The 11,016-nt window shown below is 58.6% G+C and carries 7 protein-coding genes and 5 pseudogenes; 3 read left to right on the forward strand and 9 right to left on the reverse strand.

Going from position 1 to position 11,016, the window contains the following annotated elements; translation table 11 throughout:
• Window positions 1–174: 174 nt before the first annotated feature.
• A complete protein-coding gene (locus E4K64_RS36520; RefSeq protein WP_235884911.1) occupies window positions 175–459 on the reverse strand; it encodes a DUF3892 domain-containing protein in 285 nt (94 codons plus the stop codon).
• Window positions 460–2,242: 1,783 nt separating this feature from the next.
• Between E4K64_RS36520 and E4K64_RS36535 the strand changes: the two genes are divergently transcribed.
• The gene (locus E4K64_RS36535) at window positions 2,243–2,533 is read left to right on the forward strand and encodes a hypothetical protein (RefSeq protein ID WP_126261830.1); all 291 of its coding nucleotides are present in this window, start codon (window positions 2,243–2,245) and stop codon (window positions 2,531–2,533) included.
• Between the two features lie 121 nt (window positions 2,534–2,654).
• On the opposite strand, the gene E4K64_RS40750 is transcribed toward E4K64_RS36535, so the two are convergent.
• The 3 genes and pseudogenes from E4K64_RS40750 to E4K64_RS36545 all read right to left on the reverse strand — a co-directional run bounded on the left by E4K64_RS40750 (window position 2,655) and on the right by E4K64_RS36545 (window position 5,139).
• The gene (locus tag E4K64_RS40750) at window positions 2,655–2,804 is read right to left on the reverse strand and encodes a hypothetical protein (protein WP_164719105.1); all 150 of its coding nucleotides are present in this window, start codon (window positions 2,802–2,804) and stop codon (window positions 2,655–2,657) included.
• 500 nt (window positions 2,805–3,304) lie between these two features.
• Window positions 3,305–4,422: pseudogene (locus tag E4K64_RS36540) on the reverse strand (IS630 family transposase).
• 264 nt (window positions 4,423–4,686) lie between these two features.
• A complete protein-coding gene (locus E4K64_RS36545) occupies window positions 4,687–5,139 on the reverse strand; it encodes a 3'-5' exonuclease (RefSeq protein ID WP_167772434.1) in 453 nt (150 codons plus the stop codon).
• Window positions 5,140–5,279: 140 nt separating this feature from the next.
• On the opposite strand from E4K64_RS36545, the pseudogene E4K64_RS36550 reads away from it, so the two are divergent.
• Window positions 5,280–5,533, forward strand: a pseudogene (locus tag E4K64_RS36550) (IS701 family transposase); the annotation flags it as partial.
• A gap of 36 nt (window positions 5,534–5,569) precedes the next feature.
• Here the strand turns inward: E4K64_RS36550 and E4K64_RS36555 are convergent.
• From E4K64_RS36555 to E4K64_RS36565, 3 genes are read right to left on the reverse strand one after another with little or no spacing between them, the layout of a single operon-like run.
• A complete protein-coding gene (locus E4K64_RS36555) occupies window positions 5,570–6,535 on the reverse strand; it encodes an IS481 family transposase (protein WP_126262138.1) in 966 nt (321 codons plus the stop codon).
• A complete protein-coding gene (locus tag E4K64_RS36560; RefSeq protein WP_235884912.1) occupies window positions 6,457–7,146 on the reverse strand; it encodes a glycosyltransferase family protein in 690 nt (229 codons plus the stop codon). The genes E4K64_RS36555 and E4K64_RS36560 overlap by 79 nt, the downstream gene beginning before the upstream one ends.
• Window positions 7,146–8,324 carry an HlyD family secretion protein gene (locus E4K64_RS36565; protein ID WP_164719153.1) on the reverse strand — a complete coding sequence of 393 codons (1,179 nt, stop codon included), beginning with the start codon at window positions 8,322–8,324 and terminating at the stop codon, window positions 7,146–7,148. The genes E4K64_RS36560 and E4K64_RS36565 overlap by 1 nt, the downstream gene beginning before the upstream one ends.
• Before the next feature lie 887 nt (window positions 8,325–9,211).
• Between E4K64_RS36565 and E4K64_RS36570 the strand changes: the two are divergent.
• A pseudogene (locus E4K64_RS36570) lies at window positions 9,212–10,162 on the forward strand (IS110 family RNA-guided transposase); the annotation flags it as partial.
• On the opposite strand, the pseudogene E4K64_RS36575 reads toward E4K64_RS36570, so the two are convergent.
• Both E4K64_RS36575 and E4K64_RS36580 read right to left on the reverse strand, forming a co-directional pair.
• A pseudogene (locus tag E4K64_RS36575) lies at window positions 10,159–10,719 on the reverse strand (IS5 family transposase); the annotation flags it as partial. The pseudogenes E4K64_RS36570 and E4K64_RS36575 sit on opposite strands and share 4 nt — an antisense overlap.
• Window position 10,720: 1 nt before the next feature.
• A pseudogene (locus tag E4K64_RS36580) lies at window positions 10,721–11,016 on the reverse strand (transposase); the annotation flags it as partial.

Below are 11,016 nucleotides of genomic sequence, written 5' to 3' on the forward strand. Positions count from 1 at the left end.
TGTGGCAGGGACAGCGCTTCCCCCAGGGTAAGCGCGGGGGCTTTCAAGCGCCGAGTCACGTTGCCGCTAACTTCAAAGGGTAGTGCGGGCGTGGCGGGGACAGCGCCTGACGCCGCGCGGCCGAACGGCGCCGAGTTGCGCCCGCACTACCGGCGATCTAGGATACGATAAGCTTCACGGACACTCAGGGAGGGAAAGGAGATTGTCCGGTTGAATTCCGTCCACTGTTGTCTTGATGTACTTGTGTCGGCCGTCGGTGGCGACGATGACCTCGACGGTGACGCCTGATTGTTCGACGTAGTACTCCCACTCGCGGCTTTCGAGGTCTCGGATAGTCTTCTTAACGGATAGCTTCCATCGCGTTCCGTCTGAATTTACCCCGCCGACATTTTTGATTCTCTCGTGTGCGTTTCGCCTGTCAGTCTTGTTTATGCAACGAATGCGCAGGCGTTTGGGCATGCGGGTGTCTCCCATCTATGCAAGCTGTCGGACCAGCTTAGAGAATGGTCGAGGAGGATGAACCGGCCGATTCTGGTAGGTGCCCTGGTTACTTGTCTGCGCCATTTTCTGGTGGCGCCTGGAGAATGTGACCCTCTCACGAGCAAAGGTAGCCAGCCTGGGGCCGCGCTGGCTACCACCGCTTGCGACCACCCTACAAGGTGCTACCGGCCAACGGATACACACGTTCGAGCGGCACATCACCTCGCTGCGGCTTGCGGTGCTTGCAGCCAATCAGGCCCCGGCGGCCGATCAGTCTTTGAGCCTGGCAGATCGCCAAGTCGCGACTTTTGATGCTGAGGACGCCCAGGAAGTGTTAGGCATACTCGATTGCGTGAAACTCGCCCCGGGGCGGAGGAGGCACGGAAGATCGCTGCTCGCATACGCGCGCTTCTAGAGGGGACGAGGTGAGCTCGATCTTCTTTCTGTTCTTTGGCGCTCCTCTTTCATCAGCGTGGATCACTGTCAAAGTCAAAGCTGGATACCGCGACTGCTTGCCTATCGGTGGCAAAATACGGATTTTACGATACCGGATTTCAAGAACAGCCTGGTGTGGATTGCCTTTGCTATCCTGGACTTCGATCCGGTGGAGACCTTTGCTTATCCATGAACGTCTTTGGCTCGATACCGATTGCGCATTGCGAACCGGCCGAACGCTGGCCTTGCAGGCCGCGGCGATCAGCCGGTACGACAGCGAGGGGAATTGGCCTGCCCTCGGTCGCCGGGACTGACGTTATCACACCGCGAATCACGCAAGGACTCGGGAGCAATTCATTAGGTTGAGTGATGTCGCAAATAGCACTCGAACTTTGACCCCGTCACTACGAATGACTGCTTTTAGAATCACCACGTGTTTCCGTCGCCGCGGCAGCTATTTGGTAGCTAACGGCCATTTGCTTCGCGCAAGACTACAATAAGCTATTGATTTCGCTGGTACAGTTGGGTGGGTTCGAACCACCGACCTCCTGAGACAGGCGGTTACATGCATTCCGGGAATCCTTGGAGAATGCTGAGTGAGTCTCCCACGCACCGCCCACCAAGGCGCATCATCGAGGCAGTCATGTTTACCCCGCCGATCGGCCCGGCGTCGGCGCGCGAACTCCTGTCCTTGTCCGAAGATACATGGGGCATCCTTCGGGATCGGCTAACGGACGGCGCCCGTGGCCGCCAGGACGGGTTAACAGCTAGGTGCCTGCGCTGCGAAAGTCGTGTCTTTATCCAGACAAGAAAGCAGGGCGAGCGCGGGCTTCCCTATTTTGTGCACTACAGAGGCGAGATCCTAGCTGCCCATGGCACCACGATCACTTTCGATCGACGAGGCCCGAGCAGCCCAGTACCAGGGCCACCAGGAATCCCACACCCATCGGATGCTCTGCGAACGTTTGACGAGCTCGCCAAGGCCGACGTGCGTTATGTCCGCAGTACAGTCGCGCAGTACCTACCGCAAACAGAGAACAGCTTTGGCAGGTATCCCGACGTGTATATCGAATGCAAGGCCTTGCACCGTTGCGATCGAAATCCAGCTCTCGAATACCTTCCAAACGGAAATCTCCGCCCGCTGCCCACCATTATGAGCGTGAAGGGGGCAACCTGATCTGGGTGCTCTATGGAGTCGATCCGACGACCGATGATATCCCGCAAAGTTTTCGCGACGTATTCCGCCGGCACCGCGGCAATGCATTTGTCTTAGACCACGAAGGGGTCCAGGCATCCCACGAAAAAGACGATCGTCCTGAAATGCTATTTGAAGGACGGCGAGGACGCGTACAAGCCGCCGAAACTGGTTCGGATCGACGCGCTGACGTTTCGAGGGAAAGGCCTTCCTTCTCTCGAAGAGCGAATAACAGCCAATCTTAAGGCGGAGATCGGCGCGCAAAGAGCGTCTTGGTTCAAGGCGCTTGAGCCTTACCGCGACAATTGGGAATGGACTATCGTCCGCGCACCAGCGGTCAAACATGCGATCGCGGCCTTAAGCCATCGCTTTGGAGTCATCTCCTCGTATGGTCCCGGCGAAGCAGAAGAGATCGCCGTCTGATCGCCATCGTCTTTACCGTGATATCGGCCGCAAACGGGCACTTCCGAAACTATGCAACGCGGCACGACAATATCCGCGCCATGCTAAACACGCTCTTGAATAGCGTGGAGGAGATGCAGCGCTACGCTCTCCTGATCGAATCCTTCTCAGCCATAGTAATCAACACGGCCTCTTGAACGGCAAGGTTGGCGAACATATCGAGCGTGCCAAGGCGGCCGCGGAAGGTAATCTCTGCCTCGAGGGCGAGCCCGAATGGCAGATCATGGCTCATCTCGTGCCCAGAGGTGTTCAATCGCATCACCCGCGAGGAGATGGCATATTTGGATGAACTTCCGGCTTGCGCATCCGGGGCAACGTAAGGCCCGTGGCCCGGTCTTTTTGGACGGTCCCGGTACCAAACCGCCTCGCTTACCTGCGATGCAGAATTTAAGATGAGCGCTATGCCGATCGCGATTCGCGACGGCTGTATGGCAATGTGGCTTCAACGAATGACTCACATGCAAAATCCATCCGCTGGCAGCGCAACTGCGCAAGCCTGAAGAAGCTTTTATGAGCTGCTGTTCGAGAACATGCGCTCCAGGGGGCAGCATCTCCCGATTGTCCTTTATGAAGGCATGATTTGGGACGGTCGCGCGCGACTTAGGCCATGGTTGGTACCCCTACGTCGACAGGAACTCTGCAAAGCTTCCGCCTGGCATGGCAATCCATGTCACAAGCCCGAAGGCCATGATCATTCTTGGTCCTGATCGGCGTTCGAATGGTTCCTCGGCGCTAGTGTCCTGAACCAGAAGTTCGCAACATCGCGTCGCGTTGTACCGGGGCATTGTAACGGCAGAAGCGCTCGATGGAAGCAAGGATGTCGTCGGCTGACTTGGTCCACCAGAACGGCTTGGGATCAGCGTTATGTCGTTCGATGAACGAGGCGATGTCCGCCCTGAGGGCGGCTACGCTGCGATAGACGCCGCGCCTGATCTTCTTATCGGTAGGAAGCGCGAAGAAGTGCTCGAGCTGATTGAGCCATGACGAACTGGTCGGGGTCAGGTGCACATGCCAGCGCGGCCGTTTAGCCAGCCATTTCTGGATCAGCGGGGTTTTGTGGGTGGCGTAGTTGTCCATGACGAGATGGACGTCGAGTTGGCGCGGCACAGCGGCCTCGATCTCGTCCAAGAACTTGCGGAACTCGGCGGCACGGTGCCGTCCGTAGCACTTGCCGATAACCCGTCCGGTCGCAATGTCGAGGGCGGCGAACAGCGAGGTGGTGCCGTGTCTTTTGTAATCGTGGCTCCTTCGGGCCGGCTGGCCGGGACGCATCGGCAACATCGGCTGACTGCGGTCCAGCGCCTGGATTTGAGACTTTTCGTCTACACACAGCACGATGGCGTGTGCCGGCGGCGAGACGTAAAGACCAACAACGTCGTGCACTTTGGCCACGAAGTTCGGATCGATCGAGAGCTTGAATGACTCCAGCCGGTGCGGCTGGAGTCCGAAGGCCCGCCAGATACGTTGCACCGTCGACACCGACAAGCCGCTGGCCTTTGCCATACCGCGAGAACTCCAATGAGTGGCGTTTTCGGGGCAGCTTTCCAGCGTCCTCACGATCACGGCTTCGATGCGACCATCGTCAATGGTGCGCGGTGCCCCCGAGCACGGCTCATCGTGCAGCCCGGCCACGCGCTGCTCCACAAAGCGCCGCCGCCATTTGCCTACCGTCCCCCGCTCTAGGCCCAGCTTGGCCGCGTTTCCTTGTTCTGACCGCCTTCCGCGCAGGTCAGCACGATCCGGGCTCTCAGAGCCAGCGCCTGGGCCGTCTTTCGCCGCATTGTCAGCGACTGAAGCTCAGCACGCTCATCATCGCTCAATATCAGGGGTGCAAGTCGCTGGGCCGCTATCAGATCCTCCGTCACTGTTGCAGCCGCCTCTCTGGCACAGCGACGCGAATCTAACGCGAATCTACGATTGCGAACTTGTGACTCGGGCCACTAGATGGGAGCCAGCAACTCGATCTGGAGATCATCAAGCGCAAGTTCGCCAATATGATCGACATCCTGACTTACGATGACTTACTGCGACGGTTGGACAACATCATCGCATCACTACAGCGCCGGTCTACGGCTCGGCTCTCTGGTGAGGTGGATGAAAGCGACGGGACTAAATTAAGGGCTTGAGCGGCGGCTGCTAGAGCGTAACAGCTCAACGGCGCCGCCCATCGCTACCATCAAATCCCGCAGACGCGGGGCTTGCGACCGCGGCAGCGCGATCGCCAGAAGACGCTGCGCCCTTGATGCACCGACGTAGATTTTGCGAGCTTCTTCGTTGTCGCCCGCAGCGGCACCGGCCAGAGAATCGATGATGCCCTTCGCAGTGCTCGGCGACATCACTACGCAGATCCCGGGAAACTCCATACCTTTCACGCTATGGATTGTCCGTGCCGGGTGGCCCGATGCAGGCGCGACTAACAACACCTTCTCCAACTCACCATTGCGACGAAGCCGCTGATTGATGGATGGGCCGTCGGCCGGAAGCAGCGGTGCGAGCAGCCTGCGCGCCTCGTCGTGCCATGCATCGGCCGTGGCAAACCGCCCGGAAAAGCGGAGCGCCTGAGCCAAAGCGACTGCTTCTGGCCGCCACGCGTCGGGGGCCCCGTTAGCGTCCGCGAGATGCTGGTGATAAGTCTTTCCGCGCATCTGGACGGTGTCTGGGATGCGGCGCCGCTGGAGACGGAGCTGCTCAACCAGGCGGACCGACTCAACAGCTGAAGGAGGAGCTTGGACTTGATCACTTCGAAGGGCGATCATGGCAAGGCCTTCATCGCCACGCCTGATGACAATGATTGCCTACGCCTTCCTGCAACATCGTTGCCTCGCATACGCGGAGCGGAAAAACAAGAATCAACGGGCCTCCGCCTCAGCCAACCATGCCAGCCGTACGTCACGCCATCGTCGATCTCATCCTTCGGCCGCCGCCTCAGCAGTGCCCATATTGCCGGAAGGAAATCCTTGAAAAACAGCGGCGAAAACACAATCTGCCAAAGTAGTGCTAGGTGTTTAGTCCCGGCATTTGCTGGAGCGGATTAAGTTTGAATCGTTCCGGCTGGGAAGTCCAGCATTTGCAGATATATTCGTAAGGCGTGAGGCCCTTCAGGGTCTTCAGCCGTCGAGCGTAGTTGTAGGCGTTGATGAAGTCGGCGAGATGAGCTTCGAGCTGATCGTGTCGATCGTAATGGTAGCGTTGGACGGTCGCTTCCTTGATCGTGCGGTTCATGCGCTCGACCTGGCCATTGGTCCAGGGATGCTTGATCTTGGTCAGCCGATGTTCGATGCCATTTTCTTGGCAGCGCATATCGAACATATGTGTCACGTATCGTGCTGTCGGGCCGTCCGCGTAGCGCGGCGGGAAAGTGAACTGGATCCCATTGTCGGTGAGAACCGTGTGGATCTTGTAGGGGACAGCCGCGATCAGAGCTTCGAGGAAGGCCGAGGCGGAGGTCCTTCCCGTCTTCCTGACCAGTTGCACGAAGGCGAACTTGCTGGTGCGATCGATGGCGACGTAGAGGTAGAGCTTGCCTTCAGCGGTCTGGAGCTCGGCAATGTCGATGTGGAAGTAGCCGATCGGGTAAGCTTTGAACTTTTTCTTCGGAGGCTTGCTGCCTTCGACCCCCGGCAATCGGCTGATGCCGTGGCGCTGGAGACAGCGATGCAGGGATGATCGCGTCAGATGCGGGATGGTCGGCTGGAGCGCATAGAGGCAATCGTCGAGCGGCAATAGCGTATGCCGCCGGAAAGCGACGATGATCGCCTCCTCCTCGATGGAAAGCACTGTCGACTTGGTGTCCCTGGGGCCTGTCGGGATATCGGCGACAGTCTTGCGCTCCTTCCACTTCGCGACAGTTTTCTGGTTGATCCCGTAGCGCTTGGCGAGCGCCCTCAGGCTCTCTTGACTATTTTGTATTGCTCGACGGACTGCCTCCGTCGTGGTGGCGCAGCCGTGTAAAACTTGTCCCATAGCGCATCCTTCGAATCGTGCGATAAGAATGCACCATCAAAGCCTGGGACTAAACACCTAATGTTCCCCGCTTTAGCATGCTCTTTATCCGAGCGCGCGAGATATCCGATTTCGTGCAGCTCGCAAAGTTGCCGCACCCAATTCCTAGCGCCGTCGTCGAGGATAAAAATCCGAAGCCGTGGATAGCGGATTTGCGTCGCGCCAATGATAGTGCGTTCGAGCACTTCCGACGGCTCGTTGTAAGTCGTGATAAAAACGTCCACTCGCGGCGCTTCTCCAGGCAGCCACCATTCGGAGTACTGGTCTGCTTCTGTCGACCGCTCTTTCACCCGCGACAGTATGAAAAACGCGATGGTAGAGGAAAGCATCGTCAGAGCTTCGAGGATGGCGAATCCCCAACTGAACAGCGCGTCCGCAGTCCAGTCGAGCGGTGCCAGCGTTTCGGTGAAGCGCCAAACCATATAACGCCAAGACAGTACGGCAGCCGCCCCCAGGAGAAGAGCGCGCCAATACCACTTCATCGGATTGAGCAACGGAAAGACGGTAAGGCGAAGCCCAATTATGAAGGCAGCGCCTGCGAAGGCAGCAACGAGTGGGGACAGCAGAAGCATCAGAGTCCGTACCGCGTTATAAAGCGACGGAATTGTGCGATTGGGCCAGCTGTGAAGATGACGCGTCCAGTGCGTCCACTCGCGCAGCCGAGATCTGCCTCTCCTGCAAGATCCGGAACTGTCACTGTGACATCAAAGCGCTGGAGATGTTGCGCACTTGGACCCACAGCAAGATTGGTGTAGAGCGAGGCCGCACCGGATCCGCCAAGGCGGGTTATGGTTCCATTGAAAATACGATCATCTCGAAACAACCGAAATTGCACGGCCGTTCCCACCGAGAGGCCGTCGTAGAGAGATTCGCTGACGCCCGCAGTGACGATCAGTGTACTGCAGTCTGCGATCTTGACGAGATCCTGGCCGCGCCGCGCGTATTGGCCATCGTCTATTAGTATGTCCCAGACTAGACCAACGACGCTGGCATTAAGGGTAGCGAAGCTCAAATTATTGACACGAAGACGCTCGGCATCGATTTGCCGGCCGAGCTGTACAATACGTGCTTTCACCTGCTCCTTGTCGACATTTAGCTCGCCCAGCCGCTGCTCGAGCTCTCGGATACGTTGGGCCGAGGAGGGAGCGTCGTTATAGGACTCCCCGATGAAGACGCCGTCGCGAGCAGACGTAAGTTCCGTCTCTAAATATCTCACTCGCTGCTGCGCACTCTCCAGTTCTTGCTGCGCTACGTCGTAAGTTGCGCGAGCGCGATCCAAATTCGCCGCCGTCTGTACACCACGCGTGCTTAGTTCGTTTGCTCGCTTGAATTCTGCGTCCGCTTGACGAAGGCGTGTGGCCGCAGCGTCTTGAGCTGCTTTCGTTTCGGCAATTCGAGCCTCAATCTGCCGAACCCTTCCGCGCTGGTAATCAGTTGATTGAACATCGAAGCGAGACATGGATGCGGACAATGCCTCTCGCTGGCCAACGAGACGGTTGAGCTCGATCTGCTGGTTCGTGCGATCGCGATCAAGCTCAAGAAGCCTCGCGGTATCGAAGCGTTGGTCGTTGATTTCTGCTACGAGCTCGCCGGGGCTAATGCGCGCGCCGATGCTCTTTACGGCAAGCGTTACCTCTCCTTCGATCGGGGCGCGAACGATGTAGAGCCGAGCATTGAGTGTAGCATCCGCCGATGTTCCAGCGAAGTGCTCACCAATAATAACGTACAATGCCACTGCCAACAGGGCCAAGCCGACGATTGCACGTACGAGCCTCATAAGGACATTCCAACTGCATTTATGACGGGAAGGTCGCGCAGCGTATTTCTGAGCAGCCTACGGTCCAATCGTTTTCGCCTAAGCTGCCCACCGCCCTGCTTTGGATTGCCAAGTCCGGCGCCGCTCGGATGCGAGTGTTAGCGGCTCAGCGTCATGATCAGACTAACAGGCTGGTAAAGAATAGCTTCGTGATCTCAGCGGCGGGAGGATCCGTATCGTCAGAAGTGAAAACGTTCATGAATTCATTCCTGCAGTTCCAGCAGCGCCAGAGATCTTGGACCTTCCGCGCACCGATGCGTTCATGCCACTCGAGGTGGACCAATGCAGAGCCACATTGAGGGCAGTTTTTGTGACGTGCTATTGAGACCGATTCCATGTGGCAGCTCGTGTCATTGCGCCAAAGGGCCACAGCCGAAGAAGCGTTAGTGTAGCCGCCACTTCGTAGGCGGCTCCCGTGGATGCACTTCTCTGTTCAAACCCTGTGCCAACTGCGACAAGCTTGATCAGTAAGGAATATTGTTTCACGGAAGTGCACCAGACCGACTGCATGTCGGAAATCGGACAGTCTTTGTCATGTTCTAACGTACGGTCGCAAATCGGATTAAGTCTCGCGATGGAAGCCTTGGGGGATCGTTTGGTGCTGAGTAATGCGGCCTGGGAGGTTTGGCTGATCATAAACGACCTGATCAGGAGGCCTCCCACCTGAAGGGGACCAGCGGATGCCCGTGGAAGTGTGAGTTGGATCGCGTGCGTCGGGCTTCGCCGTTACCCTGCCCGTCCTTCGCGCCTGCGCCACCCAGCGTATCGCGCTCGACGCGCCCACTCGAAAGTGCGCCGCTGCCGCTCGACGGTAAGGCCGTATGTCCGCCTCTTCCAGTGAGGTGGCTCGCCCTACACTGCGCGTCCGAGGGTTACTCGGGCGTACCGAGCCGATCCTCATCACAGGAGGACGAGCCGTGGCAGATTATAGGGAAGCATTTGTCGGAATCGACGTCGCGAAGCTGAAAAACGCCATCGCGATCGCGGAAACAGGCCGGGAAGGAGAGGTTCGTTTCTTCGGTGAGGTCGACGCGTCGGCGACCGGCATGCGCCGGGTCGTTGAACGGATCGCCAGCCGGTTTGGTGGTGTGCATTTCTGTTACGAGGCCGGTCCGACTGGCTATGGCCTTTATCGGCTGATCCGGTCGCTCGGCCATGAATGCACCGTGGTTGCGCCATCGCTGATCCCGAGGAAGCCTGGCGATCGCGTGAAGACAAACCGCCGGGACGCTGTTTCTCTCGCCCGGCTGCTGCGCGCCGGCGAGTTAACGGCGGTGTGGGTTCCCGATGAAAGCCACGAAGCGATGCGAGATCTCGTCCGCGCCCGGGCGGCGGCGGTTGAGGCGCTGCGGGTCCACCGCCAGCAGGTGAGCGCCTTCATGCTCAAGCATGGCCGCACCTATCCCCGCAAGAAGGGATGGACGATGCGCTATCTGCGTTGGCTTCAGGAACAGCAGTTCGATCATCCCGCGCATCAGATCGCGCTGCAAGAAATGGTCGAAGCAGTTCGCATCGCCAAGGAGCGGGTCGAACGTCTGGAGCGCACGATCGAAGAGTTCGTCTCGGCCTGGTCCTTGGAGCCACTCGTGCGGGCGCTTCAAACACTGCGAGGTGTCGATCTAATCGTCGCGGTGACATTTGCCACCGAGGTTGGTGACGTGAGCCGTTTTGAGACCTCACGTCAGCTCATGGGCTATCTTGGCCTAGTGCCGGGCGAGCGATCGACCGGGGAGACGGTCAGGCGTGGCAGCATCACTAAGAGCCTGACTCAAAATTGCATTGCTGTTTTTATCGCTGCGATGCGCCTTGTCATGAGTTGGACAGAGGCGAGGAAGAGCCAGGCAGTTGCGCTTTCGATGGTTCGCTCGAAGTCCTTGGCCAATCTGCGGTTGCGGCCGAGCCAGGCGAAGGTTCGTTCGACCACCCAGCGGCGCGGAAGCACCTCGAAGCCCTGTGCGGCATCGGAGCGCTTGATGATCTCGATAGTCCACCGGCCGATCTTTTCCAGCACCGCCTTGAGCTTTTCGCCGGCATAGCCGCCATCGGCGAAGATATGGCGCAGCCAGGGGAAGCGGTAGCGAATGCTGCACAGGACATCTGGCGCGCCATCGCGATCCTGGACGTCGGCAGCGTGAACGATCGCTCCGACCAGGAGCCCTTGGGTGTCGGTGACGATGTGGCGCTTTCGACCCTTGATCTTCTTTCCCGCGTCGTAGCCGCGAGGGCCGCCACTTTCCGTGGTCTTGACCGATTGGCTGTCGATCACGCCGGCCGTCGGCGAGGCCTCCCGGCCGATCGCCTCGCGCGCCAGCATCAGGAGTGCGTGGTCAGCGCGTCAGTGAGGAGCGGTCGAACACCAGCCGGTGCTGGAAGAACTCTTCGCCGCAAAGCAGCTGATAGTAGGGATTTTCGACCCAGCGCTCGCACAACCCTTCGTCCGAGAGGTCGTGCATGTGCTTGAGGATGGCGAGCCCAACCATCAAGCGGGTCGGCAATGGCGGCCTGCCGGGATCATCGTCATAGACCGCGCCGAACCGGTCTTCGAGGAACCGCCAGTCGATCGAGCCCGACAGTCTGACCAGCGCATGGTCCGGATCGACGATTTGATCGAGCCTCGCCTTGAACA

The organism is Bradyrhizobium frederickii (assembly GCF_004570865.1).
Classification (GTDB): Bacteria; Pseudomonadota; Alphaproteobacteria; order Rhizobiales; family Xanthobacteraceae; genus Bradyrhizobium; species Bradyrhizobium frederickii.

Coding starts and splice junctions, on each gene's coding strand:
- E4K64_RS36520 (WP_235884911.1), bottom strand. CDS start 459: ATGCCCAAACGCCTGCGCATTCGTTGCATAAACAAGACTGACAGGCGA.
- E4K64_RS36560 (WP_235884912.1), bottom strand. CDS start 7,146: ATGCTTCTGCTGTCCCCACTCGTTGCTGCCTTCGCAGGCGCTGCCTTC.
- E4K64_RS36555 (WP_126262138.1), bottom strand. CDS start 6,535: ATGGGACAAGTTTTACACGGCTGCGCCACCACGACGGAGGCAGTCCGT.
- E4K64_RS40750 (WP_164719105.1), bottom strand. CDS start 2,804: ATGAGCCATGATCTGCCATTCGGGCTCGCCCTCGAGGCAGAGATTACC.